The organism is Streptomyces guryensis (genome assembly GCF_021261325.1).
Taxonomy (GTDB): Bacteria; Actinomycetota; Actinomycetes; order Streptomycetales; family Streptomycetaceae; genus Streptomyces; species Streptomyces guryensis.
In genome coordinates, this window is sequence record NZ_JAJSBI010000021.1 from 21,808 (window position 1) to 48,051 (window position 26,244).

Annotated in this window: 25 protein-coding genes and 1 pseudogene; 13 read left to right on the top strand and 13 right to left on the bottom strand. The window is 71.5% G+C overall.

Annotated features, from left to right (window positions below):
* Positions 1 to 52 precede the first annotated feature (52 nt).
* Together LJ657_RS33125 and LJ657_RS33130 are read right to left on the bottom strand one after the other, a co-directional pair.
* Positions 53 to 571 (bottom strand): immunity 21 family protein, encoded by a 519-nt coding sequence (locus LJ657_RS33125; RefSeq protein WP_232652594.1) that lies wholly within the window; start codon positions 569 to 571, stop codon positions 53 to 55.
* Between the two features lie 72 nt (positions 572 to 643).
* Positions 644 to 1,126, bottom strand: coding sequence for a rhodanese-like domain-containing protein (locus tag LJ657_RS33130; protein ID WP_232652595.1), 483 nt, complete (start codon positions 1,124 to 1,126; stop codon positions 644 to 646).
* A 127-nt stretch (positions 1,127 to 1,253) separates the two neighbouring features.
* Here LJ657_RS33130 and LJ657_RS33135 point away from each other — a divergent pair, with 127 nt between their 5' ends.
* A complete protein-coding gene (locus tag LJ657_RS33135; RefSeq protein WP_232652596.1) occupies positions 1,254 to 1,700 on the top strand; it encodes an Lrp/AsnC family transcriptional regulator in 447 nt (148 codons plus the stop codon).
* Here the strand turns inward: LJ657_RS33135 and LJ657_RS33140 are convergent.
* From LJ657_RS33140 to LJ657_RS33150, 3 genes are all read right to left on the bottom strand, one after another.
* The gene (locus tag LJ657_RS33140) at positions 1,694 to 5,134 is read right to left on the bottom strand and encodes an AAA family ATPase (protein ID WP_232652597.1); all 3,441 of its coding nucleotides are present in this window, start codon (positions 5,132 to 5,134) and stop codon (positions 1,694 to 1,696) included. The two genes, LJ657_RS33135 and LJ657_RS33140, sit on opposite strands and share 7 nt — an antisense overlap.
* On the bottom strand, positions 5,131 to 6,294 hold the full coding sequence (locus LJ657_RS33145; RefSeq protein ID WP_232652598.1) for an exonuclease SbcCD subunit D: 1,164 nt from the start codon (positions 6,292 to 6,294) through the stop codon (positions 5,131 to 5,133). Before LJ657_RS33145 ends, LJ657_RS33140 begins: the two co-directional genes overlap by 4 nt.
* Before the next feature lie 275 nt (positions 6,295 to 6,569).
* Complete coding sequence (locus LJ657_RS33150) at positions 6,570 to 10,262, bottom strand: NACHT and WD repeat domain-containing protein (protein ID WP_232652599.1); 3,693 nt, start codon at positions 10,260 to 10,262, stop codon at positions 6,570 to 6,572.
* A gap of 464 nt (positions 10,263 to 10,726) precedes the next feature.
* On the opposite strand from LJ657_RS33150, the gene LJ657_RS33155 reads away from it, so the two are divergent.
* From LJ657_RS33155 to LJ657_RS33165, 3 genes and pseudogenes are all read left to right on the top strand, one after another.
* Positions 10,727 to 11,176: a hypothetical protein gene (locus LJ657_RS33155; RefSeq protein ID WP_232652600.1), complete on the top strand. Its 450-nt coding sequence runs from the start codon at positions 10,727 to 10,729 to the stop codon at positions 11,174 to 11,176.
* A gap of 304 nt (positions 11,177 to 11,480) precedes the next feature.
* Positions 11,481 to 11,645, top strand: a pseudogene (locus LJ657_RS33160) (sigma factor); the annotation flags it as partial.
* A 56-nt stretch (positions 11,646 to 11,701) separates the two neighbouring features.
* On the top strand, positions 11,702 to 12,442 hold the full coding sequence (locus tag LJ657_RS33165) for a transposase (RefSeq protein ID WP_232652711.1): 741 nt from the start codon (positions 11,702 to 11,704) through the stop codon (positions 12,440 to 12,442).
* 94 nt (positions 12,443 to 12,536) lie between these two features.
* Here the strand turns inward: LJ657_RS33165 and LJ657_RS33170 are convergent, their stop codons facing one another.
* From LJ657_RS33170 to LJ657_RS33180, 3 genes are read right to left on the bottom strand one after another with little or no spacing between them, the layout of a single operon-like run.
* On the bottom strand, positions 12,537 to 13,163 hold the full coding sequence (locus LJ657_RS33170; protein WP_232652601.1) for a YigZ family protein: 627 nt from the start codon (positions 13,161 to 13,163) through the stop codon (positions 12,537 to 12,539).
* Positions 13,164 to 13,186: 23 nt separating this feature from the next.
* Positions 13,187 to 13,741, bottom strand: a complete 555-nt coding sequence (locus LJ657_RS33175; protein ID WP_232652602.1) for a SixA phosphatase family protein — start codon at positions 13,739 to 13,741, stop codon at positions 13,187 to 13,189.
* Positions 13,738 to 14,463 carry a hypothetical protein gene (locus tag LJ657_RS33180; protein WP_232652603.1) on the bottom strand — a complete coding sequence of 242 codons (726 nt, stop codon included), beginning with the start codon at positions 14,461 to 14,463 and terminating at the stop codon, positions 13,738 to 13,740. Before LJ657_RS33180 ends, LJ657_RS33175 begins: the two co-directional genes overlap by 4 nt.
* A 453-nt stretch (positions 14,464 to 14,916) precedes the next feature.
* Here LJ657_RS33180 and LJ657_RS33185 point away from each other — a divergent pair, with 453 nt between their 5' ends.
* The 3 genes from LJ657_RS33185 to LJ657_RS33195 all read left to right on the top strand — a co-directional run bounded on the left by LJ657_RS33185 (position 14,917) and on the right by LJ657_RS33195 (position 18,558).
* Positions 14,917 to 15,324, top strand: coding sequence for a CoA-binding protein (locus tag LJ657_RS33185; protein WP_232652712.1), 408 nt, complete (start codon positions 14,917 to 14,919; stop codon positions 15,322 to 15,324).
* A 297-nt stretch (positions 15,325 to 15,621) separates the two neighbouring features.
* Positions 15,622 to 17,259, top strand: a complete 1,638-nt coding sequence (locus tag LJ657_RS33190) for an APC family permease (RefSeq protein ID WP_232652604.1) — start codon at positions 15,622 to 15,624, stop codon at positions 17,257 to 17,259.
* A 78-nt stretch (positions 17,260 to 17,337) separates the two neighbouring features.
* A complete protein-coding gene (locus tag LJ657_RS33195; RefSeq protein ID WP_232652605.1) occupies positions 17,338 to 18,558 on the top strand; it encodes a 4-hydroxybenzoate 3-monooxygenase in 1,221 nt (406 codons plus the stop codon).
* Positions 18,559 to 18,570: 12 nt separating this feature from the next.
* Here the strand turns inward: LJ657_RS33195 and LJ657_RS33200 are convergent, their stop codons facing one another.
* Complete coding sequence (locus tag LJ657_RS33200) at positions 18,571 to 18,930, bottom strand: ArsR/SmtB family transcription factor (RefSeq protein WP_037884505.1); 360 nt, start codon at positions 18,928 to 18,930, stop codon at positions 18,571 to 18,573.
* Between the two features lie 60 nt (positions 18,931 to 18,990).
* Here LJ657_RS33200 and LJ657_RS33205 point away from each other — a divergent pair, with 60 nt between their 5' ends.
* Positions 18,991 to 20,085 carry a cation diffusion facilitator family transporter gene (locus LJ657_RS33205; RefSeq protein ID WP_232652606.1) on the top strand — a complete coding sequence of 365 codons (1,095 nt, stop codon included), beginning with the start codon at positions 18,991 to 18,993 and terminating at the stop codon, positions 20,083 to 20,085.
* Between the two features lie 109 nt (positions 20,086 to 20,194).
* Here LJ657_RS33205 and LJ657_RS33210 read toward each other — a convergent pair whose 3' ends face one another.
* Both LJ657_RS33210 and LJ657_RS33215 read right to left on the bottom strand, forming a co-directional pair.
* Positions 20,195 to 20,749, bottom strand: a complete 555-nt coding sequence (locus tag LJ657_RS33210) for a YbaK/EbsC family protein (RefSeq protein WP_232652607.1) — start codon at positions 20,747 to 20,749, stop codon at positions 20,195 to 20,197.
* Positions 20,750 to 20,780: 31 nt separating this feature from the next.
* A complete protein-coding gene (locus LJ657_RS33215; RefSeq protein ID WP_232652608.1) occupies positions 20,781 to 21,353 on the bottom strand; it encodes a helix-turn-helix domain-containing protein in 573 nt (190 codons plus the stop codon).
* A gap of 115 nt (positions 21,354 to 21,468) precedes the next feature.
* On the opposite strand from LJ657_RS33215, the gene LJ657_RS33220 reads away from it, so the two are divergent.
* The gene (locus tag LJ657_RS33220; RefSeq protein WP_232652609.1) at positions 21,469 to 22,326 is read left to right on the top strand and encodes a DMT family transporter; all 858 of its coding nucleotides are present in this window, start codon (positions 21,469 to 21,471) and stop codon (positions 22,324 to 22,326) included.
* A 7-nt stretch (positions 22,327 to 22,333) separates the two neighbouring features.
* Here the strand turns inward: LJ657_RS33220 and LJ657_RS33225 are convergent, their stop codons facing one another.
* A complete protein-coding gene (locus LJ657_RS33225; RefSeq protein ID WP_232652610.1) occupies positions 22,334 to 23,098 on the bottom strand; it encodes an acyltransferase in 765 nt (254 codons plus the stop codon).
* A 129-nt stretch (positions 23,099 to 23,227) separates the two neighbouring features.
* On the opposite strand from LJ657_RS33225, the gene LJ657_RS33230 reads away from it, so the two are divergent.
* The 4 genes from LJ657_RS33230 to LJ657_RS33245 all read left to right on the top strand — a co-directional run bounded on the left by LJ657_RS33230 (position 23,228) and on the right by LJ657_RS33245 (position 25,498).
* Positions 23,228 to 23,839: a hypothetical protein gene (locus tag LJ657_RS33230; RefSeq protein WP_232652611.1), complete on the top strand. Its 612-nt coding sequence runs from the start codon at positions 23,228 to 23,230 to the stop codon at positions 23,837 to 23,839.
* Positions 23,836 to 24,279, top strand: a complete 444-nt coding sequence (locus tag LJ657_RS33235) for an RDD family protein (protein ID WP_232652612.1) — start codon at positions 23,836 to 23,838, stop codon at positions 24,277 to 24,279. Before LJ657_RS33230 ends, LJ657_RS33235 begins: the two co-directional genes overlap by 4 nt.
* Positions 24,280 to 24,398: 119 nt before the next feature.
* Positions 24,399 to 24,971 (top strand): sodium-independent anion transporter, encoded by a 573-nt coding sequence (locus LJ657_RS48735; RefSeq protein WP_308117098.1) that lies wholly within the window; start codon positions 24,399 to 24,401, stop codon positions 24,969 to 24,971.
* Positions 24,968 to 25,498, top strand: coding sequence for a gamma carbonic anhydrase family protein (locus LJ657_RS33245; RefSeq protein ID WP_232652713.1), 531 nt, complete (start codon positions 24,968 to 24,970; stop codon positions 25,496 to 25,498). Before LJ657_RS48735 ends, LJ657_RS33245 begins: the two co-directional genes overlap by 4 nt.
* A gap of 67 nt (positions 25,499 to 25,565) precedes the next feature.
* On the opposite strand, the gene LJ657_RS33250 is transcribed toward LJ657_RS33245, so the two are convergent.
* Complete coding sequence (locus tag LJ657_RS33250; RefSeq protein WP_232652613.1) at positions 25,566 to 26,207, bottom strand: DedA family protein; 642 nt, start codon at positions 26,205 to 26,207, stop codon at positions 25,566 to 25,568.
* Positions 26,208 to 26,244: the final 37 nt, after the last annotated feature.

Consider the following 26,244-nt stretch of genomic DNA (forward strand, 5'->3'; position numbering starts at 1 on the left):
CCGTGCTCGACTATCCGTGCTCAACTATCCGTGCTCGACTATCCGTGCTCGACTATCCGTGCTCGACGCGCCGCAGTTGGACGAGGCCCAGCCAGGTCTCCGGTCCTGGCTGGACGTTGGCCGCGCGAACGGCATACCGCCCCGGTTCCAGCCCGACCCGGAGGCAGTCGGTCCGCTCTGTTTCGGATCCGGGCCAGGCCGAGTCGAACAGCACGACCGTGCCGGGCACTTCCCAGCGCACCTCGTGTCCCCAGTTCGCCGTGGCGAGGGCTGCGGGCACGCCCGCCAGGAGTTCGGCCTCGGAGTTCGCCGCCCACCACCGTATGAAGGTGGCGTGCTCGGGCAGGAAGGCGGTGGAGGCGGGCTCGTCGCCCAGGACCAGGGCGGCCGAGTCGCCGACCGGGAGCAGGCCGACGAATCCGTCGACCTCGCAGGCCCGGTCGTAGTCGGAGGCGGTCTCCTCGCCGTCGGCACCCGCCCAGAACGGCAACACCGTCTCCGGTACCGCAATGAGCGGCCCGCCACCCGACTCGACCCATTCCAGCGCACCGGGATCCGCGTATCGCACCATGGCGCAGAACCGTACACGGCCGCAGAACCCGTGACTCCGCCCCTCCCCGTCCCTCCCCGCACAGACGTCGGTTCAGCAGCCGCAGTCCTCCGCGTCCACCGGCGCCGTCAGCGGGTCGGCGGGGCGGCGCTCGCGGCCCTCCCAGGTCTCGTACCCGAAGCCCTCGCGCGCCCAGTACTCGAAGCCGCCGAGCATCTCCTTGACCTGGTAGCCGAGTTCGGCGAGCGCGAGCGCGGCGCGGGTGGCGCCGTTGCAGCCGGGGCCCCAGCAGTACGTGACCACCGGCACCGACTTGTCGAGGAGCTGTTCGGCCTGCTCGGGGATGAGCGCGGTCGGCAGGTGGACCGCGCCGGGGACGTGGCCCTGGTCCCAGGACTCGGTGGAACGGGAGTCCAGGACGACGAACCCCGGGTCGCCGTCGGAGGCGAGTGCTGCGGCGACGTCCGACACGTCGGCGTGGAAGACGAGACTCGCGCGGAAGTAGGCAGCGGCCTCGGCCGGGGCCGCCGGGGCCACGCGCAGGACAGCGTTGACGGCGGTCGTGGTGCTGCTCATGATCCGGCCTGCTTTCTCCGAGGTTGTCGCTACGGCCAGAAATCTACGGCCGCCGATGATCTCCCAGAAGGGGTATTCCCCGGTCTGCGCCTTGCCCGGCCAGGGATTCCCCTGCTATCTCTGCGCTATGACCGCGTTTTCCCCGGACGCCACCGACTGGCGCATCCTCGATGTCCTCCAGCGGGAGGGACGGGCCGGCTTCGCCGAGCTGGCCCGCGCCGTCTCCATGTCGCCGAGCGCGGTCACGGAGCGGGTGCGCCGCCTGGAGGAGGCCGGCGTCATCCAGGGGTACGCGGCCATCGTGGACCCCGAGCGGCTGGGGCTGCCGATCCTCGCGTTCGTCCGGCTGCGGTATCCGAACGGCAACTACAAGCCCTTCCACGACCTGGTCGCCGTGACGCCCGAGATCCTCGAGGCCCACCATGTGACGGGCGACGACTGCTTCGTCATCAAGGTCGCCGTCCGCTCGATGCGCCACCTGGAAGAGGTGTCGGGCAAGATCGGCGCGCTCGGCTCGGTGACCACGAGCGTCGTCTACTCGTCCCCGCTGCCCCGACGGCCCCTCGGTCACTGACCTCGCTGCCGGACCTCCGACCCCGATCTCCCCTTCACGACCTCCAGTTGCGCGTGGATACGGCGTCTCAGGTCGGCGACATGGCTGACGATGCCGACGCTGCGGTCGCGCTCACGCAGGGAGTCGAGCACGTCGAGGACCTCGTCGAGGGTCTGGTCGTCGAGGCTGCCGAAGCCCTCGTCGATGAAGAGCGTGTCCAGACGGACTCCGCCGGCCTCGTCGGTGACGACGTCCGCGAGACCGAGGGCGAGCGCCAGGGAGGCGAAGAACGTCTCGCCGCCCGACAGCGTCGCCGTGTCCCGCTCGCGTCCGGTCCACGCGTCGACGACGTGCAGCCCCAGCCCGCTGCGGCCGCGCCCGGCCCGGTCGTCGGAGTGGACCAGGGTGTAACGGCCGGACGACATGCGCTGCAGCCGCACGGTCGCGGCGGCGGCCACCTGTTCCAGGCGGGCCGCCAGCACATACGACTCCAGGCGCATCTTCCGTTCGTTGTCCGCCGAGGTGCCCGCGGCGAGGGAGGCCAGCCGCGCCACCCGGTCGTACTCCTCGCGCAGCGGGGCCAACCTCCGTACGCCCGCGGCGGATTGAGCCGAGAGCCGGTCGAGTTCGGTGCAGCGGCGGGCGGCCGCGTCCCGTGCGGAGGCGGCGTCGCGCAGCCGCTGGGTGGCGACGGCGGCGGCCCGTTCCGCCGAGACCACGTCGGCGGGCGGCTGCTGTGCGGCGGCCGCGGTGTCGGCCTCGGCGAGGACGGCGCGCACGGCGGCCTCCTCGGACTGCCAGGCGTCCAGGCGGCGTTGGAGCTCGCGGTGGGCGGCGTCGTCCAGAAGCGCGGCGGCCGCTGCCTGCGGAGTGTCGAAGCCGGCCCGGAAGGAGGCGTCGGCGAGCCGGGCGTCGGCGTCCTTGAGCCGCTGGGCGGCGTCCTCGGCCACCCGCGCGCTGTCGGCGCCCTCGGTGAGCAGCGCGACCTGCCGCTCCAGCTGCGCGGCCCGCACGGCCACGCTCTCCGCCGTGCCGCGCGCCTGCGCCAACTCTCCTTCGAGACCTGCCCGTTCACGGTCGAGCCGCTCACGGTGGCCCACTCGCGAGGCGGCTCTGACCGCCGCCTCCTGCCGTGCCGCTGTCCTCCGCTCGTGCTCCTGCTCCGCTCGCCGCAGCTGCTCGCTCGCCGGGTGCAGCTCGGAAGCGGCATGCCGCGCCTGCCTGTACTGCCGCTCCAACTCCTCGACCTCTTCGGTGAGTCGGGCCGTGGGCGTGTCGCCCGCCTCGGCGGTGGCGGCGGCCAGTGCCTCACGTACGACGCCGAGGCGCCGCTCGTCCTCGGCGCGCTGTTCGTCGGCGCGCCGGCAGGCGGCGAGGGCGCTCTCCTCCGCCTCCCGGTCGACGTGCCCGGCGACCTTGCGCGCGGGGGCGGGGTGTTCGGTGGCTCCGCAGACGGCGCACGGCTCGCCGTCGGTGAGGCTCGCGGCCAGCTCGGCCGCGATGCCGTTCAGCCGCTGTTCCTTGAGGTCGAGCCAGTGGGCGCGGGCTTCGGTGGCACGTTCGCGGGCGGCGAGCACGCGCGCGTGGGCCTCGTCGGTGTCGCGGGCGAACTGGTCGCGCTGGCGGGCCGCGCCGAGCCTGCGCCGTGCCGGTTCTCGCTGCACCCCGAGCTGCTCGGCGCTCGTCGCGGCCTGCTGCGCGGATTCGATACGGGCGTCAAGTCCGGCCCGGGTCTCATCCCAGCCCGCGAGCCATGCCTCGGCCTCCTGAAGCACGTCCTCGTCGGCGCGCTCCTGCCGGTCCAGACCGGCGCGCTCGGCGACGAGTTCGGCCAGTCGCCGTTCGGCACGACGGGCGGACTCCAGGCCACCGAGCTCCTCGGCACTCCGGCGTGCGGCGGCGGCCAGCCCTGCGGCACCGGCGTCGGCCAGAGCACCGCGCGGCTCCTCACGTGGGGCGGTGTCGCCACACGCGCCCGTCAGCTCCTGGCCCCTGCCGGGTTCGGCGATCGCGTCCTGCGGCTCGGCGAGTCCGGTGACGGCGGCTTCGGCAACAGCATCTCGCGGCAGCGCAGCACCGGCCCCATCGTCGGACGCGAGCCCATCGCGCGGCCCCGCGCCCTCAGCCGCATCTGCGCCACCATCCTGCGGCCCCGCAGTCCCGGCTGCATCGGCGGGGCCAAAGGAGGGTGCACGATGTGGGGCGGGTGCGGGCTTGTCGTGGCTGCTCGCGCAGTTCCCCGCGCCCCTGTCGCCGCCGGTGCCTCGCCACCCCGCGCGCCCCGACGCGTTGCCCTCGCCGAGGGCGTCCCGCGGCCACGTGCCCCCCGCTGCACCCGCGGCGGAGCTCGCCGTCCGGAAATCCGCGTGCCCCTCAGCGAGGGCTTGTCGCAGCAGTGCACGCGCGCGGGCCTCGGCCTGTGTCGCACGCCGGTGTTCTCCCTCGGCGGCCTCCCGCAACTCCAGTGCGGGCGCCACCGCCTCGGCCTTGCGGGCCCGCTCCATGCGCGCCTGCGCCTCCCGGTACGCGGCGGCCCGCTCCTCCAGCCGGGCTGCGCGCTCGCGTGCTTCGGTGAACCGCTGCTGCAGCCGGGCCACTTCGCGCACCTCGCGCAGCGCGCGCTCGGCGGCCGCTTGCGCCGACTCGACGGCCGTGAGGCGGCAGTGCGCGATGGTCAGCTGTTCGCGGGCGGTACTGCGGGCGAAGGCCGCGGCGCTGATGACGGCCTCCGCCAACCCCGGCTCCCCCGGTGCCAGTTGAGGCAGCTCCATCACGCCGCCCGCCGCCTGCTGCATGCGGTGTGCGTCGGCCAGCAGCGCGGCGTCCCCCTCGCGCACCTGCGCCTCGGCGGCGCGGCGGCGCTCGGCCAGACGTTTTTCGACCTCGGCGAAGCGGTGGGTGTCGAAGAGGCGGCCCAGCAGCTTGCCACGCGCCTCGGCGTCGGCACGCAGGAAGCGCGCGAAGTCGCCCTGGGGCAACAGGACGACCTGGCAGAACTGCTCGCGGTTCATGCCGAGCAGCTGGGTGATCTCCTCACCGATCTCCTGGTGCGAGCGGCTGAGGTCCTTCCAGGCGCCGGCCGTGGCGTCGTACTCACGAAGCCAGCTCTGGGCCTTCTCCAGGGTCGTGCCCGAGCCCCGCTTCTTGGGGCGCTCCCAGGGCGGCTGCCTGGTGACCTCCAACCGGCGTCCGGCAACGGTCAGTTCTAGGGTCACTCCCGTGCGCGTACCGGATGCGGCGTGGTCGCTGCGCAGGGCCAGGCCCTGACCGGTCTGGCGGGCGCCGGGGACGGAGCCGTAGAGCGCGTAGCACACCGCGTCCAGGACGGACGTCTTGCCGGCTCCCGTCGGTCCGTGCAGCAGGAAGAGCCCGGCCGCCGACAACTCGCCGAAGTCGACGGTCTGCGAGCCGCCGAAGGGTCCGAACGCCGTGATGTCCAGCCGGTGCAGCCTCATGGCGCCACCTCCCGCACGGCCTCGTCGGCGCGCACCGCGTCGAAGGCGTCCCGCAGCACGGCCTGTTCGCGCGCGTCGGGCCCGGCGCCACGCACATGGGCGACGAAGTCCTCGGCGATCTCCTGGTCGCTGCGGCCCGCGAGCCGTCTGGCGTACGACACGTCCGGGTCGTCCGGTGTCCGCTCGGGGTCGAAGACGAGGCTGAGGGTGTGCGGGAAGCGCTCCGTGAGCCGCGCCATGGGATCGGAAGGGCGGACCCGGTCGGTGAGGGTGACCTCGACCCACGCCTCCGCGTGCCGTGCCAACCCGGGATCGGCGAGCAGTTCCTCCAGGGTGCCCCGGATCCTGGCCAGCGCACGCGGCACGGGACAGTCGACGCGCTCGGCGGTGACGGAGCCGTCGGCGTCGAGGTCGACGAGCCACATGGTCTTGCGGTGGTCGGCCTCGGAGAAGGAGTACGGCAGTGGGGAGCCGGAGTAGCGGACCCGCTCGGTGATCGTCTGACAGCCGTGCAGATGGCCGAGTGCCGCGTAGTCCACACCGTCGAAGACCCCCGCGGGCACGGCGGCGACCCCGCCGACCGTGATGTCCCGCTCGCTGTCGCTGGCCTCTCCGCCGGTGACGAAGGCGTGCGCGAGGACGACCGAACGGGTGCCCCCTGCGCGCGTGGCGAGGTCGGCGCGGACCCGGTCCATGGCGGCGGCGAGCACCGCCTCGTGTCCCGCCTTCTCCACCCCGAACTCGTCCTTGACCAGCGCCGGTTCGAGATAGGGCAGTCCGTAGAAGGCCACTTCGCCATGGCTGTCGGGCAGCACCACCGGTGTCCCGGCTGCCGCCGGATCGGTCCTCAGATGGATGCCGGCCCGCCCGATGAGTCCGGCGCCGACGCCCAGCCGGCGGGCCGAGTCGTGGTTCCCGGAGATCATCACCGTGGGCACACCCAGGTCGGCGAGGCGGTGCAGCGCCGCGTCGTACAGCTCGACCGCGGCCAGCGGGGGCACCGCCCGGTCGTACACATCCCCCGACACGACCACCGCGTCCACCCCGCGCTCGCGCACGGTCGTGACGAGGTGGCCGATGAACTCGGCCTGGGCGCCGAGCATGTTCACCCGGTGGAACGCCCGGCCCAGATGCCAGTCGGAAGTGTGCAGGAATTTCATGAAATCGCTCTGACCTGCACGTTTGCCCCCACTGCACCTCAAAAACCAGCACGAACCAGCACGGGGCTCGCCGTTAACACCCGCCACGCTAACGCATGCCGCCCTCCAGTCCGGTGCCGCGAGCCGGGCGGCGGAAGGGAACGGTGGCGGAAATGGACTTTCACTCATTGAGCCTTTCCCAACCTCTGCGTGAGGCGTTGAGGTGGAGGGTGAGGACGGCATGGACGAGTGCGGTGATGCGGGTGGTGCTGCACCGGAGTTTGCGCAGGGCGCGCTCAGCAAAGCCTGCGGTAGGGCACTTCGGGGATCATCTGATGCCATTCCCGTGGAGAAGGGCCGCCGTCGGCGCGTGTGCACACCGTGGCTGCCGCGGCTTTCGGCGACACCTTGTAGGTCTGCGACGGAACATAGTCACTCGCCACGTACAGCGTGTCGTTGCCGGGGGCGAACGACAGGGCCTGGACGGTGTCGCTCGGGGTGGGGAGAGCGGTTCCCAAAGGCTGGTTGGCGGCCACGTCCCACAGCCGCACAGTGCCGTCGTCGCCTCCCACGGCGAGAGTCCCTCCCGTACTGGAGAAGGCCAGGGCGATGACCGCCGCCGCAGCGTCCTGGCGGTCGCTGGTGACGAGCCCGGACATGATTCCGAGGCGTCTTTTCAGGCTGCCGTCGAGCAGGGTCACTCGTCCCGAGAGATCCCCCGCTGCCAGGTACTTCCCGTCGGGGCTGAAAGTCAGCGTTCCGATGTTGTTCTGCGGCGGGAGGCTCGATGCGACGCCGCCCGACTCGACCGTCTCGGACGTGTCGAAGCCGAGCGGCAGGTGCCCAACGCGGCCGGTGGACACCTCGGCGTACCGGCCGTCGGAGGCGGCGAGCAGCTGTCCGTCGGGGCTCACTGTCATGCTGGTGCCTCCCATACCTTCGATCAGCCGGATCCGTGAGCGGTTGTGCGTGTCCCAGACCTCGATCCATTCCGAGCCGTTGCCCGACCGCGCTGAGAGGAAGAGCTGTGCGGCGTCAGGGCTGAGCGCAATCGCACGGATCAACGCGGGGTGCTTGAGACGCAGGCTGAGGGTGGCCGGCCCGCCGGCCTGGTGCCACAGCACGACCTGCTGCCGGGGTGTCGGTTCATCAGCCGGCAGCAGCGCGTAGGCGGCGGTGCCGCCGTTCGCGCTGAAGGACATGGCAGGAGTACATCCGCCCTCCACTTCGCGGTCTCGATCGCCGGATGAGGTCGCAGTGACGGGGCAGTCGGCGGCGGGCAGTTGCGCGGTGTCCCGGCCGGTGCGCGCGTCCGCGAACCAGAACCGGTCCTTGCCTCCCGCGCGTCGTGCGATGGCGAGCCGGCTGCCGTCCGGGCTGTACCAGGCGCCATCGGACAGCTCGCTTCGCCAGGGCAGGCGGGTCAGGTCTCCGAGCGTGATGGTGCGGACGACGGATCCGGCGGCGGTGGTCGCTCCGGTGCTGGCCATGTATCTGATGAACCGGCCGCCGGCATCGAGGCGGAAGTCGTCGGCCTTGTCGCTGGGGATGGGATAGGTCATCACCGGCTGGTCGTCGAGGGGGGGCTGCCGCCAGATGTCGATACCGGAGTCGTTGGACGCGACCAGGAAATGTCCGTCACCGCTGTAACGCAGGTTTGAGTAGGCACGGTTGGTGAAGTGACCGACCTGCCGGCCCGAAGAGGTGTCCCAAGTCGACACGGACCCGCCGACGGCAATCGTCACCCGACGGCTGTCGCGACTGAAGGTCAGTGCGCAGTTGTCTGCCGCCCCGACGGCCGGTGTGTCTTGCAGCGGGATGCGCCGCCCGCCGGCGACCCGCCACAGCTGTACGCGGCCCGGGGATTGGGGGCACAAGGCGACGAAGCGGTCGTCCGCGCTGATTCCCGCGCTCTCGAAGGTCGGCACCGGATGTTGGAAGAGCGTACGGCGCCTGTTCAGGTCCCACACTCGCATGGTGGCGGGGCCGGCACCGTCGCTCTGCTCGGCCAGCAGTGTGCGGCCGCTCGGCCCGAAGACCGTCATGAAGGGTGCCCGGGAGGCAAGCGGGCTGCCGATCGGGCGTCCCCGGGCGATGTCCCAGATGACCAGCCGGTCGTCGGCGTCCAGTGCAAGTCGGCGTGCATCGGGGCTGAGTGCCTGCACGGTCCAGGAGCCCTCACCGAAGCCTTTGAACAGCCCTGTCCTGCGATGGCTGGACACGTCCCAGGTCATCACCCGGCTGTTTGACGCCTGAACCAGGACATTGCCGTCGGCGCTGAGGAACAAGTCCCCCGCCTGGGATGCCCCGGGCGGGGCGAACCGGTCTTCCTCGCGCTGCATCGCTGCGGCGAACAGCGCGGACCGTGTTTCCACGGTGTCCGCGGTGTCCCAGGCCGCCTGGCTCAGACGCATCGCCGTCACCGGGTCGGAGTAGCGCGTATTGTCCGCCACGGCCGCGACCCGGTTGGCGGCGGCCTCGGTGCGGCGGTGCTCGCTGCTGCGGTTCTGCTGCCACGCCATGCCGCCCGCCAGCACAGCGAGCACAACGACCAGGGACAAGACTCCGCCGAAAACGCGCCGACGCCGGTGTTCATGGCGCAGACGGTCTGTGCTGGCGGTCAGGAACGCGGCCTCCTGCTTCGTCAACGTAGCCCGGCGGTCGGCGATGGGGAAGGTTTCCTCGGCCACGGCCAGCCGGGTGCCTCGGTACAAGGCGCCCGGGTCGCGCCCGAGGGCGTGCCAGGTGCGGGCGGCGCCGGTGAGCTGCCGATGGGTACGCAGCCGTTCGCGGTCTTCCTCGATCCACGCCCGCAGCCGTGGCCACGATGAGATGAGCGCTTCGTGGGCCAGGTCGACGGTGTCGCCGTCGAGGGTGAGCAGCCGGGCGCGGGTGAGGTGTTCCAGGACGGTGGCGGTGTCGTCGTGGTCATCGAGGTGGAGTTCGGTGCGGGCAGTGGGGCGACGTGTGTCGGGGGTGCCGTCGCCGGGATTGATCAGGCGCAGCAGGACGCGGCGGGCGAGGTCGGCCTGGCCGGGGGCAAGCCGGGTATAAGCGACTTCGGCGGTGCGGGCAATGGCACCGTGCAGCCCGCCGGCCGCCTCATAGGCCGATTCGGTCAGGGCACGGCCCTTTCGGCGATGCCACGTTTCCAGCAGGGCGTGAGACAGCAGCGGCAGAGCGCCAGGTTCCTCCTCCACATCGTCGAGGAGGCGGGCCGTCAAGGAGCGTTCGACGATCAGACCGGCGCTCTGGGCGGGTTTGACGATGGCCTCGCGGAGTTCGTCGCGGCTCATCGGCCCGGCCAGCAGTGTGCCGTGCTGCAGGGCGGCGGTCAGCGCGGAGTGCTGGGCGCAGTGACCGAGGAAGTCCGCGCGTACGGCGAGGATGACGCGCAGCCTGCTGGCGGGATCGCCGGCGGTGAGGAGGCGGTCGATGAACTCATTGCGTTCGGCGGAGTCGGTGCACAGGGTGTAGAGCTCTTCGAACTGGTCGACGATCAGCCAGGTTTCGCCGCCGTCCTTCGGTATCAGGCGCTTCTCGTGGGTGCGCAGGGGATGTTCGCCCGGGGTCAGGACGCGCAGCGCGGCCGGCTGCGGACCGGCCGGGTCGGGGGTGCGCAGACGGGGGATGAGGCCGGCACGCAGCAGCGACGACTTGCCGCTCCCCGAAGGACCGAAAACAGCGGAAAAGCGGTGGGTGCGGGTCAGCTCCAGAAGACTGTCGGTGAGCTGATCGCGGCCGAAGAACATGTCAGCGTCGCCGGGTTCGAAGCGCGCCAGACCCCGGTACGGGGGCACCGCGTTCTCGTCGTCGGGACGCGGGCTTGCCGCCGTCTCGGCCGCCGCCTGGCGCCAACGCGCCTCCCATTCTTCAGGATCGCCGTCGCAGGCGTGGACGAAGGCGAGGAGGACCGGCAGGGTCGGCAGCCGCTCCCCTCCGGCCGCCTGGGACAAGGTGCTCGCCCCCTGCCCGGTCCGCTGGGCCATCAACCGATAGGTCGGGCTTCCGGCCTCCGCCCGGAGTTTGCGTAACTCGGCAGCGAACCGCGCCACCGGTCCAGCACTCGGATCGAGAGGGCTCTCTGGACGTCCTGCCATCGGGGGCTCACCCCTCCATCAGTCCGCCTCCCCCGTGGACGCGGCACGACCGGCCGCACGCTACGCACGCCCGCGACGGAAGTGCAAACGTGATGCGCCTTCTTTGGTCAGTACCACCGTCGTGCCCGTGACCTGCGAAGCGGCCATTGATCAGGGTGACAAGACCGGCTGCCCATTCAATTCCGGAACCGCTGAACTCGGTGATGTGCCGCCCTGCAGCGGTGCCGGTGCGGGGAAGCCGCCGTCGCCCCACGGGGTGGGTGGCGGCGCCCCGCACTAGCAAGCGCCGAGCCAGATGGTCGTCCTGCGCGCTCGGTGTCCAGACACCTCATCACCAACGAAAGGGACGAAACGTGAACACACGCAAGCGAGCCACTCTGTACGCTGCGGCCGCCGCGTTGGCTGGAGGTCTCGCGGTGGTGGCGCCTGCCCAGGCGGCAACCGCCGCTCACCCCACGGCCGGCCCAACGGTCCGGCAGAGCACCGCCGTCCACCCCGACGGCTTCGAGCCGGGCTCCGTCGTCACCCGCGGGGACTGCAAGGTCTGGATGAACACCAAGAAGATCAACGGCCACTGGTTCGCGCAGGGCCTGGTCCACTCCTGGAACCAAGGTCACTGCGTCATGATGCTCCAGCGTCAGCACGGTGGAGCCTGGGAACGGATCACCTGGTACCACTTCGTGCGTTACAACAACCAGGACCACACCGGCTACTACTGGGACGACCGCGGCTACAAGGCACGGGTCTGTCTGCAGAACATCGACTGGAACGACTCAACCTGGCACTGCAGCCAGGGCATTTGAACGATCCCGTCGCACGGAGGCCTCGACCTCGCGGCACAGCCGGAACTTACACCGGCCGAAACCCGGGCTCCTGCCCGACAGGCTGCACGGCAGGGCGGCGCCGTCCGCCCGCCGCGCGCCCGCGCCTGACCGTACGCGCTCGTGATCAGGAGCCAGGGTTGCACGTCTGAGTCTCCGATAAGCGGCAGGCGACAGATGGTGCCGGGGCGGACGTATGCCGACCGCCCCGGCCTCATCCTCCACCGGCCCACCACCCTCTCGGCAGGGCTGGCCACCCACGTCACGCACGGAAGGAACCCGATACGTGAACGCGCCCAGGCACCTCGGCAAGGTGCTGGAATTTGAGGAATACGTAAGTGCACGGCACGACGCTCTGCTGCGCAGCGCTCGACGCCTGGTCCCCGATCCGCTCGATGCTCAGGATCTGCTGCAGACCGCGCTCGCGCGCACGTACCTCCGTTGGGAAGGCCCCTGCACGACGCCGCCCGCTCCGCCGTCAAGGCCCGCACCGCCGCCCTGAACCAGATGCCCCACGCCCCCGAAGCCGTCCGCGCCAAGTACGGGCAGCTCAAAGGGACAGACCGCACTGACGCCCTGGCCCGGCTGCGGCCGGCCGGAGACGCGGTGCACACAGCGGTCCTCGCCGCGCTGAAGAGCCTCGCCCGACGCGTCAAGGAGCCGACCGCCGAACACGAGGCCCTGACCCGGGCCCTGGACAACGAGGTCAGCACGCACGACCCAGGCCTGCGAGCCGCCCACGGCGTCGGCCCCGACACCGCCGCGCAGCTGCTGGTCACCGCCGGAGGCAATCCCGAACGCATGCGGACCGAGGCATCCTTCGCCGCCCTTTGCGGCGTCGCCCCGGTCCCCGCCTCCAGCGGCACAACCAACCGGCACCGCCTGTCCCGGGGCGGAGACCGGGATACCAACGCCGCTCCCTACCGCATCGCCCTGGTCCGCATGTCCAGCGACTCCACAACCCGCGCATACGCGGCACGGCAGACCGCTGCCGGCCGGACGAAGAGAGAGATCATCCGGCTCCTGAAACGAGCCATCGCCCGGGAGATATTCCGCTGCCTCACCACCACCGTCACCGTCCCCGGCATCACCGACCTACGGCCACTACGGCAAGCCAGGAACATCGCTCTCACCGCCGTCGCCCAGCACTTCGGCGTCTGGCCCACCACCATCTCCAGGCTTGAACGAGGTCTCAGCCGAGACGACGACCTCGCCCATGCCTACCGCGACTGGATCCAGACCGCTTGACAGCAACAGGAGCATCATCACGGTCGGTTACTCCCGTACCGGCTCGTCATGAGGCGTCCCACACTGGTCCGTTACGCCCCTTTCATGCTGATGCTCATACGTCCCCGTACGCCTCCCCGCCCAGTTCGAACCCTGCCGTCCCGGCGGTCACGTCGGCGAGCCAGGCCTTGAAGGCGTCCACGTCGGAGTCCGGCAGGCCGACCTCGATGGTGACGGCTTCCGCATAGCGCACGTCGCGTACCTCATGTCCCGTCGAGTGCAGGTCGTTCTGGACCTTGCCGGCCCGCTGGTGGTCGACGGTCACCGTGGCCAGCCGGAACCTGCGGCGCGTGCGGGTGCCCAGCGTGTCCAGGGCCTCGCCGACCGCGCCGCCGTACGCCCTGATGAGTCCGCCCGCGCCGAGCTTGACGCCACCGTAGTAGCGGGTGACGACGGCCACGACGTACCGCATGTCGCGGCGCAGCAGCATCTGGAGCATGGGAACGCCCGCGGTGCCGCCCGGTTCGCCGTCGTCGCTCGCCTTCTGGACGGAGGCGTCGGCGCCGATGACGTAGGCCCAGCAGTTGTGGGTGGCGTCCGCGTGCTCCTTGCGTACGGCGGCGACGAAGTCCTGGGCCTCCTGCTCGGTGGCCGCCGGTGCCAGGGCGCACAGGAAGCGGGAGCGGTTGACCTCGGTCTCGTGCACGCCCCCGTGGGCGACCGTGCGGTACTCGTCCTGCATCCGGCCAGCCTATGCGGCGCGCGCTACTGCTTCCCGCCGTGCTTCTTGCCCCGCGGCACGATCATGCTCGTCAGCAGTGCCGTGCCCGGGGCGAGCGCGTCCCAGGCGGTGCCGTGCCAGGCCAGTACCGCGATCGCCGAGGTCGGGAACTTCACCCGCACCTCGTCCAGGGCGTCGTCGAGGCTGTCCCCGGCCAGTTCGAGGACGAGTTCCTCGAGGCCCGGGTTGTGCCCGATCAGGAGCAGCGTCTCGACCTCGGCGGACACCTCGTGCACGGCGGTCAGCAGGTCGGGCACGTCGGCGGCGTACAGCCGCGGGTCGCGGCGCACCGGGGGCGGTGTGCCCCATTGGGCCGAGGCCAGTTCCCAGGTCTGGCGCGCACGTACGGCGGTGGAGCACAGGGCGAGGTCGGGCAGGCAGTCGGCCTCGGCGAGGGCATGGCCGACCGCCGGTGCGTCGCGGCGGCCGCGCGGCGCGAGCGGGCGCTCGTGGTCGGGGACGCCCGTCGGCCAGGCCGACTTGGCGTGCCGCAGCACCACCAGGCGACGCAGTGGACCGGCGCCCGCGCGCGCGATCACGCCGGGGACCCGAGGTCGCGGGTGAGATCCAGGCCGAGCAGCCGGTCGGCGTAGGCGTATGTCTCGAAGCGGGCGCCGTCCGGCAGCCCGGAGTCGGTCTCCACCCAGGCCAGCACCTTGAGCACGGAGGGGACGTCCAAGTCGTCCTCCCAGGCGGTACGGAGGCGTGCGCGCGCCTCGTCGGGAATCGGCCGCGACGGCTGCTGCGCCCAGGCGGCGACCGCGCGGCGCCAGCGTGCGAGGGTGTGGCGGGCCTCGTCCAGGGCGGCCGCGTCGAGCCGCAGGGGCGTGCTCCGGTGCCGGGAGAGCAGGGCCAGACGCAGGGCGGCCGGGTCGGCGCTCTCCGCGGTGCCGGGTGCCTCCGAGTCGACGGGGGCGACGGCGACCCGGACGCCGTCAGGTGTCGCGCCGCCCTCCCCCACGACATGCAGGACCTGGGCCTCGCTCAGTCCGGGGCCGACGTCCCGCCGGTCCTCGAAGGGCCGGATGCCGAGCGCGGCCACCCCCGCCCGCAGCTCCGCCTGCCCCCGTTCACCGGTCAGCACACCCCACACCGGGGTGCCGCCGAGTTCCAGGGCTCGCTGGAGGAGGTCGGCGACCAGCAGTACACGCAGGGCGCCGGTGTGGAAATCCGGCACATGGGCTTCGACCCGGGTCAGCCCCCGGCGGACCGGGGCGGCGTCGACGGATTCGCCGGTTCGGGCGTCGGTGATGCGCAGCACGGGCTGAGCGTAGGCGGGCGGACGGCCGACGCGCAGGCATCCGGCGCGAATTCCGCACACAGCGGCGGAATTCAACCAGGTGCGCGGGGTCGCGTGACGCGCACGCGCGCGTGCAGCTCCCGTCCCCACTCGCTCGCACCTCTCACTCATACGTGAGGCTCACCCATGCGCGCGCGGCGTACGGATCCGCACCCGGTCGAGCACCGCCACCGCCGACGTCTCCCCAAACCGTCCGCGACGTGCGGCAGGAAGTCCCGCAGCCGGGGCTCCTCGTCCGACGATGGCCACGGCGCACGGCCCCTTCGGGGCGAGGTGCGACTGCTCGGTGTCGCCGGCACCGAAGCCGGTCGAGCGAAGCGGCAAGCATGCCGTGGCCGGAATCCGGGGAATCATCGCGAACACCCGGCCGTTGTCGGACAGAAGAGCATGTCCACGAGGCGCAGGGAGGCCGCGGTGCACGGCGACGGGGCAACGATCCGCAAGATCCTCACGGAGTCCGGAGACACCTGGGCCGTGGTCGGCCTCTCGTCGAACCGGAGCCGCGCCGCATACGGCGTCGCCCAGGTGCTGCAGCGCTTCGGCAAGCGCGTCGTGCCCGTCCACCCCAAGGCGGAGACCGTGCACGGCGAGCAGGGGTACGCCTCGCTCGCCGACATACCCTTCGCCGTGGACGTCGTCGACGTCTTCGTCAACAGCGACCTGGCCGGACCGATCGCCGACGAGGCGGTCGCCAAGGGCGCCAAGGCCGTCTGGTTCCAGCTCGGCGTGATCGACGAGGCGGCGTACGACCGTACGCGCGCGGCGGGCGTGGACATGGTGATGGACCGCTGCCCCGCCATCGAGATACCTCTGCTCGGCTAGCAGCCCGGGGGGCCTCCCACCGCCGCCGCGAAGGTCGTCCGCGGCGGCTTCCCCATGTGCCGCCGGTCACACCGCAACCGCTGCCGGCGGGCGGCGCGCACTGCCGTTTCCGTGGACGGTTCCAGTCCTCACACAGGTTTCCGCCGCGTACAGAGCCCCTGAAGGGCTGCCCAGAAAGCTCCCGGGCGTTGGTCAAAACTTCACCATGACCCTTCTGCTCGACCCCTGATGTTTCCTAATCTGCGACGTCGCACGTAATGAAAACAAGTATTCAAATCGTGAGAGGTCGCTGAAAATATGGTGAGCGTCGAGCAGACCTCCGTGGAGGAGGCCCGGGGTCCCGGTGGCCTCAGGCGTGACGTCGGACTGATCGGTCTGATGTGGGCCTCCGTCGGGTCCATCATCGGTTCGGGATGGCTCTACGGAGCCCACGACGCAGTCATCCAGGCCGGCCCGGCGGCGATCATCTCGTGGGTGATCGGCGCGGTCGCGATCGTGCTGCTGGCGCTGGTGCACGCCGAGCTGGGCGGCATGTTCCCGGTGGCGGGCGGTACGGCCCGTTATCCGCACTACGCGTTCGGCGGACTGGCCGGCATGTCGTTCGGCTGGTTCTCCTGGCTCCAGGCCGCGACCGTCGCCCCGATCGAGGTCGAGGCCATGATCGGTTACGCCGGTCACTGGTCCTGGGCACAGGGCCTTCAGCACGCCGACAAGACTCTGACGGCAAGCGGTCTGGTGGTGGCGGTCGTACTCATGGCCGTCTTCGTCGGGGTGAACTTCTTCGGCGTACGGGCGCTGGCGCACACCAACAGCGCGGCGACCTGGTGGAAGATCGCCGTCCCGCTGGGCGCGATCTTCATCATGGCGGCGACCCACTTCCACCCCGCCAACTTCCACTCCGAGGGCTTCGCGCCGTTCGGCGCCAAGGGTGTGCTCGCCGCGATCAGCACCAGCGGCATCATCTTCGCACTGCTCGGCTTCGAGCAGGCCATTCAGCTGGCGGGCGAGAGCCGCAACCCCAAGCGGGATCTGCCGCGTGCCACGCTCGGCTCGGTCGCGATCGGCGCCGTCATCTACGTCCTTCTCCAGGTCGTGTTCATCGCCGCGCTGCCGCACAGCAGCTTCGCGCACGGCTGGGCCCACCTCGCATTCAAGGGCGACACAGGCCCGTGGGCCGGTGTCGCGACCCTGGCGGGTCTCGGCTGGCTGGCCTTCGTCCTCTACCTCGACGCGATCATTTCCCCCGGTGGTACCGGCCTGATCTACACCACCGCCACCTCCCGCGTCTCCTACGGCCTGGCGAAGAACGGCTACGCGCCGAAGATCTTCGCCAAGACCGACTCTCGCGGTGTGCCGTGGTTCGGCCTCATCATGTCCTTCGTCACAGGCGTGATCTGCTTCCTGCCCTTCCCCAGCTGGCACAAGCTGGTCGGCTTCATCACCTCGGCGAGCGTCCTGATGTACGCGGGCGCGCCGCTGGCGTACGGCGTCTTCGCCGACAAGCTGCCGCACCTGGAGCGCCCGTACCGGCTGCCCGGCGGCAAGGTGATCTCGCCGGTGTCGTTCGTGGTGGCCAACCTGATCATCTACTGGTCCGGCTGGGACACCCTGTGGCGGCTCGGTCTGGCGATCGTCCTCGGTTACCTGCTCCTGGGCGGCTACGCCTGGTGGGCCAACTCCACCAACCAGCCCGACGCGCCCCGGATGGACTTCAAGGCCGCCCAGTGGCTGCCGGTCTACCTCCTGGGCATGGGCGTGATCTCCGCCCAAGGCGGCTTCGGCGGCTCGGGCAACATCGGCCTGTGGTGGGACATCCTGGTCATCACCGTCTTCTCCCTGGTCATCTACTACTGGGCCCGGGCGACGGCATCCAAGCGCGAGGACATCGAGCGCAGCATCGACGAAGTCGTCGTCACCGACGCCCCATCGCACTGACCGACCCCCCTCTCACGACCCGGCCCGTCGGCCCCGGCTCCTCTGCCGTGGCCGGCGGGCCACCGTCATAATGCCCGGGTGACTTCCAGCTCCCCCCACCCCAACTCCCCGTCGCCGCAACGCTTTCCGGTGGTGATCGTGGGCGCCGGGCCTTCCGGTCTCACCATCGGGAACATCCTGCGGGCCGCCTCGGTGGACTGCCTGGTCCTGGAGACCGAGACGCGCGCGTTCATCGAACAGCGGCCCCGGGCCGGTGTGCTGGAGGAGTGGGCGGTGCGCGGGCTCCAGGATCGGGGGCTCGCGGACCACTTGCTGGAGCGGGCGCAGCTCCACACCCAGTGCGAGTTCCGCGTCGAGGGGCAGCGGCACCGGTTCTCCTACACCGAGCTGACGGGGCATCACCACTTCGTCTATCCGCAGCCGTTGCTGGTGACGGACCTGCTGCGCGAGTACGCCGACGTGCGCGGCGGCGCCGTCCGCTTCGGCGTGCGGGACGTGCAGTTGCACGGCCTGGACACGGACCGGCCCGCGGTCTCGTACCTCGACCCCGAGACCGGCCGACGCACCCTCGTGCACTGCGACTTCGTGGCGGGCTGCGACGGAGCACGCGGGGTGACGAGGACCGTGCTTCCGCAGCAGGCCAGGATCGCCCGGCACGACTACGGCATCGGCTGGCTGGCGCTGCTGGCTCAGGCGCCGCCGTCCAGCGACTGCGTGGTGTTCGGCATCCATCCGAACGGCTTCGCCGGGCACATGGCCCGCAGCCCCGAGGTCACCCGTTACTACCTGGAGTGCCCGCCCGGCGACGACCCGGAGAACTGGTCGGAGGACCGCGTCTGGGCCGAACTGCAGGAGCGGCTCGGCGCCGCCGACCGGCCGCCGCTGACGGAGGGACGGCTGATCGAGAAGCGGGTCCTCGACATGCACAACTACGTGGTCGAACCCATGGTGTTCGGCCGGCTCTTCCTCGCCGGGGACGCGGCCCATCTCACCGCGCCCATCGCGGCCAAGGGCATGAACCTCGCCCTGCACGACGCCTTCCTGCTCGGTGACGGGCTGGTCGCCCACCTCACCAACGGCGACGACCGCGGCCTGGACGGCTACTCGGCGGCCTGTCTCGGACGCGTGTGGGACTACCAGGAGTTCTCGCAGTGGCTGTCGGAGGTGTACCACGGCGCGTCATCGGGCGACGCCTACCGCGCAGGAACGACCTTGGCCCGGCTGCGCCGCCTCCTCGAATCCCCCGCTGCCGCGTCGGCGTTCGCGGAGCAGTACCTCGGCAAGGGCTCCGCGTCCTGAGTTCCGTGACCCTCAGTCGTGCAGCGGCCGGTCGCTGAGCCTGTGGTCCGCCACCTTCAGCGCTTCGTCCACGAGCCGCCGCAGATGCCCGTCCCGCAATGAGTAGATGACCCTGCGGCCCTCCTTGCGCGTGTTCACCAGGCCCGCCAGCCGCAGCCGCGCCAGATGCTGGCTGACCGCGGGCCGGGCCGCCCCGCTCGCCTCCGTCAGGGTCGTGACATCGGCCTCGCCGCCGGTCAGGGCATGCAGCAGCGCGAGACGGGTGCGGTCGCCCAGCAGGGCGAGGAGTTCGGCGGCGAGCGCGAACTGTTCCTCGCCCGGGGTGCGCGGGTGCGCATCGTGCGCAGTTGATAGGTGCATGCGTGCGCTCATACGCACATAATGGTCCCGTGGGCGTCCCGCGTCCACCACCGCGCGCAGGAAGGGGCCACCGTGAGCGATCGGCACCACCGTCACGACGACGAGCACCACAACCATCACGGGCACCATGAGCACCATGAGCACCACGGCGAGCATGGGCACCCGCATCAGCACAGCCCCGCCGGCCTCAGGCACCGCCTCGGCCACCTCCTCACGCCCCACTCCCACGAGAGTGCCGACAAGCTCGACTCCGCGCTGGAGTCCTCGGCCCGCGGAATGCGCGCACTCTGGGTCTCGCTGGCCGTCCTCGGGGCAACGGCCCTGGCGCAGGCGGTGGTCGTGGTCATGTCCGGTTCGGTGGCCCTGCTCGGCGACACGGTGCACAACGCCGCCGACGCGCTGACCGCCGTACCGCTGGGGATCGCGTTCGTGCTGGGGCGACGGGCGGCCACGCGCCGCTTCACCTACGGCTACGGCCGGGCCGAGGACCTGGCGGGGATCGCGATCGTGCTGACGATCGCCGCGTCGGCGGCGTTCGCGGCCTGGGCGGCGGTGGAGCGGCTGCTCGACCCGCGTCCCGTCACGCACATAGCGGCGGTGGCGGTGGCCGCGCTGGCCGGTTTCGTGGGGAACGAGTGGGTGGCCCGCTTCCGGATCCGGGTGGGCCGGGAGATCGGCTCGGCGGCGCTGGTCGCCGACGGACTGCATGCCCGTACGGACGGCTTCACGTCACTGGCCGTGCTGCTGGGCGCCGGCGGCTCCGCGCTGGGGTGGCAGCTGGCCGACCCGCTCGTGGGGTTGGCGATCACCGCGGCGATCGCGCTGGTGCTGCGGGACGCGGCGCGCGAGGTGTTCCGGCGCGTGATGGACGCCGTCGACCCGGAGCTGGTCGACCGGGCGGAGCGGGCGCTGCGCGAGGTGCCGGGCGTGCGCGCGGTCGGTGAGCTGCGGCTGCGCTGGATCGGGCACCGGCTGCGGGCCGAGGTCGCGGTGGTGGTCGACGGCGAGGCGACCGTACGTACGGCGCACGGCATAGCCGTCGAGGCCGAACACGCGCTGCTGCACGCCGTACCGAGACTGACGGCGGCCCTGGTGCACGCCGATCCGGCACCGGCGCCGGGCGAGGCGGACCCCCACCTGGCGCTGGCTCATCACGCGAAGCGCTGAGCAGGTCCCGTGCGGTCTGCCGCACCCCGAAGGGGCGCGGGGAACTGCGCGACCAGCCACGATGATGCCGCAGACAAAAACGGCGGCGCCCTGGAGGAGCTCGGTGCGCTCAGCCTGCGAGCCCGTCCAGCACCACCGCCCCAGGCAGTTCCGCGAAGGCCTTCCCCGGGACCAGCAGCTTGCCGCGCCGTCGGCCGCTGCCGACCAGGACGTAGGGGAGCTCGACGACGGCCGAGTCGACCAGCACCGGCCAGCCGTCCGGGAGTCCGATCGGGGTGATGCCGCCGTACTCCATGCCGGTCTCCGCCGTCGCGGTGTCCATGGACGCGAACGAGGCCTTGCGGGCGCCGAGTTGGCGGCGGACGACGCCGTTGACGTCGACCCGGGTGGTGGAGAGCACGAGGCACGCGGCGAGTGTCGCCTCCCCGCCCCGCTTGCCCGCCACCACCACGCAGTTCGCCGACTGCTCCAGCAGTTCCTGCCCGTAGTGCTCCACGAAGACGGCGGTGTCGGCCCACTGCGGGTCGGTGTCGACGTAGACGATCTGGTCGGCGGGGACGCTGCCGCTCCTGTGGCGTACGGCGTCGGCGACCGGGCGGGTCAGTTCGTCGAGGGCGTCGGGGGCGGGGGTCGCGATGTCGAAGTGTCCGAGGGGCGGGCGCATGGCCGCACGCTAACAGGACGTACCGGCCGCCTCAGCGCACGGGCGGGACGGAGACCGCCAGTACGAGCTCCATCGGAACGTCGCCCTGGTTGCCGTAGCTGTGCGGGGCGTTGGCCTCGAAGGTGACGCTCGCGCCCGCCGGGACGCGGTACTCCGCGCCCTCCACCGTGAGGGTCAGCTCACCCCGCGTCACATGGGCGATCTCCACCGTACCGGCGGGGTGTGGGTCCGAGGCGCTGCTGTCGCCCGGCATCAGCCGCCACTCCCACATCTCCAGCGGGCCGGGCGCCTCGGTACCGGCGAGCAGTCGGCTGTAGCTTCCCGCGTCGGTGTGCCAGAGCCGCACCACCTGATCGGCCGGGACGATCCGCACCTTGGGGCCCTGCTCGTAGTCGAGCAGGGTGGTGACGCTGACGCCGAGCGCGTCGCCGATCTTGACGACCGTGCCGATGCTCGGGTTGGTGCGGGCCTGCTCGATCTGGATGAGCATGCCGCGGCTGACCCCGGCCCGGGCGGCCAGCGCGTCCAGGGTGAAGCCCCGCTCGTTGCGCCAGCGCTTGACGTTGCGGGCCAGGGACTGGGTCAGCAGATCGAGGTCCGACACGTTCCGTCCAATATTCATATACAGGGAGGTCAATATTCTGGATGACAGGGTTCACTGCACTGAACTACGGTGGTGTGCACCCGATCGTTCACCGAACTGTACTGCGAGGCGTCCCGTGACAGCGTTCTTCGCCCTGGCCACCAGCCTGCTGTGGGGCCTGGCCGACTTCGGCGGCGGACTGCTGACCCGGCGCACCCCGGCGCTCACGGTGGTCGTCGTCTCCCAGGGAATCGCCGCGGTCATGCTCGGGGCGATCGTGGTCGCCACCGGCGGCTGGAGCGAGGCCGGCCCCCGGCTGTGGTTCGCCTCCGCCGCCGGGCTGGTGGGCCCGGTCGCCCTGTTCTCCTTCTACAAGGCCCTCGCTCTGGGCCCGATGGGCGTCGTCTCCCCGCTCGCGACGCTGAGCGTGGCGGTCCCGGTGGGCGTGGGCCTCTTCCTCGGCGAACGCCCCGGCCTGACGCAGGTCGCGGGCATCGCGGTCGCCGTGACCGGCGTCGTCCTCGCGGGCGGACCACAGCTCAAGGGTGCCCCGGTACAGCGGCAGGCCATCCTGCTCACCCTCCTCGCGGCCGTGGGCTTCGGCACGGTGTTCGCCCTGATCACCGAGGCGTCCACGACCGTCACCGGCCTCTTCCTCGCCCTCTTCGTCCAGCGCCTGACAAGCGTGGCCACGGGCGGCCTCGCGCTCTGCGCCTCCGTGAAGCGCGGCGGCGAGGCCCTCCCGCCGGGCGGCTTCCCCTGGACGTGCCTCCCGGCGCTCGCCTTCGTCGGTCTCGCGGACGTCGCGGCGAACGGCACGTACTCGGTCGCCGCCCAGCACGGCCCCATCACGGTTGCCGCCGTCCTCGCCTCGCTCTACCCGGTGGTGACCGCCCTCGCCGCACGCGGCTTCCTCGGCGAACGCCTGCGCGGCATCCAGGCGGCGGGCGCGGGCCTCGCCCTGGTGGGCACGCTGCTGCTGGCGACGGGCTGAGGCGGGTCTAGGACTCCGGCTCCAGCTCGGCCAGCCTCGCCACCGTCTCCTCGTCCAGCTCGGAGAGGGCTCGCAGTTGTTCGGGCGTGATCCCGTCGGGAATCGGTACCGGGGCCGGCGTCCTGAGCGGCGGCTGCCAGCCGTCGGCGGCCGTCCAGCGGCGTACGACACGGGCGGGCGCCCCCGCCACCACGGCATGGTCGGGCACGACGCCCCGGACCACGGCACCGGCGGCCACGACCACGTTCCGCCCGATCCGCGCCCCCGGCAGGATCACCGCTCCGGTGCCGATCCAGCAGCCCGGCCCTATCTCCACCGGCTCCATGCGCGGCCACTGCTTGCCGATGGGCTCGTGCGGATCGTCGTACGAGTGGTTCGTGGACGTCACGTACACATACGGCCCGAAGTAGCAGTCGCTGCCGATGGTCACGGTGGTGTCGGCGATGACGTGGCTCCCGCGGCCCAGCACGACACCGTCTCCGATGCGCAGGATCGGGTCGGGCCCCAGGTCCAGGTCGGGCATCAGCCCCGCGGTGAGAGTGACCTGCTCGCCGACGATGCAGTGGGAGCCGATGTGGATCCAGGCTTCGCCGAAGACCGTGCCGAGCGGGAAGGCGAGCCGGGTGGCCTCGCCGATCGATCCGAAGCGGAAGCGGCCGGGGCGCTCGGCCGTCACCGAGCCCGTGCGCTGCACCCAGGCCCAGCCCGCGTGGACGGCGCGCTGGCTGAGGCTTCGCCGCCAGGATGAGAACGTGTTCTTGCTCTTCGGCACGGAGTCACCGTACTCAGCGTGCGGGGCGCCGATGAGGTGCGGAGGCTGTGATCTTCACCCCAACCGAGCGGGCGCGGATCACCCGTGGCGGATGAGGCGAAGGCGCCGAAGCCGTGGTGCGATGGTGGGATGACCTGGCGCAGCTTGGTGGATCCCCTCGACGTCACCGGACGGCTGACGCGATACGCGCTGGGGGCCGCCGGCCCGGTCGTCGACCGTCTCGTCCGCGTGGGCACGGCCGCCGTCGTGGACCGGCTCGACCTCGACGCCCTGGCCGCCCGGATCGACGTCGACGGGATCGCCGACCGGGTGGACGTGATGCGGGTCGTGCGGCGGGTCGACATCGACCTGATCGCGGACGGGGTCGACGTGGACCGCGTCGCCGACCGCGTGGATGTGAAGCGGGTGGCGGCCCGGGTGGATGCGGACGAGATCGCGGCCCGGCTGGACGTGGACCGGATCGCGGCACGTATCGACGTCGACCGGATCGCCGCCCGGCTGGACCTCGACGCCGTGATCGCCAGGATCGACCTGGTCTCGCTCACCAGGGCGGTGCTGGAGGAGATCGACCTGGGCCGGATCGTCCGGGACACCAGCGGCGGGATGGCCGAGGAGACGGTGGACGCGCTGCGGCTGCGCAGCATGAGGGCCGACCGGATGGTGAACCGCGTCGCCGACCGACTGCTGCACAGACCCGGCGTGGCCCCGGCACACTCCGACGGGCACGGGCAGCCACCGTGACGCAGGGGGACCGGAGCTCCGGAGCCGACACCGCGGGAGTGGTGTCGCGGTGTCTCGCGGCGCTGGTCGACGTGATCGTGGTGGCCGGCATCGGGCTCGCCGTGCAGTTCGCGTACGGCGGACTGCGGCTGCTCGTCACCGGGCCGCCGTTCCGTATGCCGGACCTGTCCGCGTGGCAGACGGGAGCGCTCGGCTGGGCCGTCGCGGTGCTCTATCTCGGCGTGAGCTGGGCGTCGACCGGCGGCACCCTCGGCGACTGGCTGCTGGGCCTGCGGGTCACCGGCCGCACCGGGCGGCTGCTCGGCACCCCCCGCGCGCTGCTGCGGGCCGTGTTCTGCGTCGCTCTGCCTGTGGGACTGCTCTGGATTCCCTTCAGCCGACGCCACGCCTCGGTCCAGGACGTCGTCATGGCCAGCGCGGTGCGGTACCACCGGTTCTGACACCATCACCCTTGCGAGGCGACGACCTCGTGCGGGCCGCGTATGAGTCGTACAGGAAGGGCCGCGACCGGCGGCCGACCGAGGACGGAGAGGGCCGGCACGGCCGAAGGAGGCCCGCGATGGCAGACACCAGGCGTCACGTCCCGCCGGGGCTGCGCACGCTGCCGGCGTACCGGCGCGAGTGGCTGGGGGCCTTCCGAAACCACATCATGCGGCTGACCCGCCGCGAGCCGCCGCCGGTGTGGGTGCTGCCGGCGGCCGAGCCCGTGACGGACGTGGACACCACGGCGGCCGACGAGTCGGAGAAGCTCGACGAGGCGCTCGACGAGCGGGGCATGAGCCTGGTGTTCGCTGAGCTGAAGGACCCGGTGCGGCGCAGGATCGAGCGCTGTGAACTGACCCTCACCATCGATCCGGCCCACTTCTTCCCGACGGCTGGAGGACGCCGTCGCCGCGTACCGCGCGCACCGGCGCACGGTGGACACCCGCCGCGGACGGGCGGTCGCCAGCGGAGACCGCCCTGGAGAAGCCGCCGAGCGGCCGGCGGCGCGACGGCTCCACACGGCCTTCGGCAGGGCCGTCCTGGCGGTGCCCTTCGCGCGTGTCTCCGGCAGGCCGTGGGCCCGGCGCCCGGCAGCGGGATGCCATCGCCTACGGTGCGTTCTGTGTCGACGACGAGGAGAGAGCCATGACGCACAAGGCGTTGATCACGGGTATCGGAGGTCGGGAACCGAAGATCGACGAGGAGGCCTTCGTGGCGCCCACGGCGTCCGTGATCGGGGACGTGACGCTGGAGGCGGGAGCGAGCGTCTGGTACGGGGCGGTGCTGCGTGGGGATGTCGAGCGGATCTTCGTGGGGGCTCAGGCCAATATCCAGGACAACTGCACGCTCCATGCCGACCCGGGGTTTCCGGTCAGCATCGGTGAGCGGGTGTCCGTGGGGCACAACGCGGTGGTACATGGCGCGACGGTCGGGGACGACTGCCTGATCGGGATGGGGGCGACCGTTCTGAACGGCGCCGTGATCGGGGCGGGGTCGCTTGTGGCCGCGCAGGCCCTGGTGCCGCAGGGGATGCAGGTGCCGCCGGGTTCGCTGGTTGCCGGGGTACCGGCGAAAGTGAAACGGGAGCTTACGGAGGAGGAGCTTCAAGGCGTGACACTGAACGGCACCCTGTATGCGGAGCTTGCTGAATCACACAGGGAGATCCATCAGTCATAGCGCGGGTCGGTGGGGGGCTTGTCGCGCCCCGCGGCGGAGCCGCAGATCAGACACAGCCCCGCGCCCCTCAGGGGGCGCCCACCTCGACCTCCTCCTGCTGCGCGCCCTGCGCCTTCTTGGCCTTGCGCCTGATGACCAGCATCGATGCCAGGCCGATGAGGACCGCAACCACCAGCCCCAGATACGAGAACCTCTTCAGCCAGTCCTCGGCGACGACACCCACGTAGTAGATGACCGCCGTGGTGCCGCCCGCCCAGCAGATGCCGCCGAGGACGTTGGCGGTCAGGAACTTCCAGTACGGCATGTGGAGCACGCCGGCGAGGGGGCCGGCGAAGATGCGCAGGAGGGCGATGAAGCGGCCGAAGAAGACGGCCCACATGCCCCACTTCTCGAAGGACTTCTCGGCGGTGGCGACGTGGCCCTCGCTGAAGTGTCTCGGGAACTTCCTGGCCAGCCAGGCGAGCAGCGGCCGTCCGCCCTTGCGGCCGATCGCGTAGCCGATGGAGTCGCCGATGACGGCGCCGGCCGTCGCGCACGCGCCGAGCACGATCGGGTTGATGGCGGAGTGCTGGGAGGAGAGCAGCGCCGCCGAGACCAGGACGATCTCGCCCGGCAGCGGTATGCCCAGGCTCTCCAGACCGATGACCAGTGCCACCACGGCGTAGACGGCTGCCGCGGGCACCGTGTCGAGCCACTCCTGGACGTGCAACGCCGGTTCCTCCCGATTCGTGACCCTTTGGTTCCTG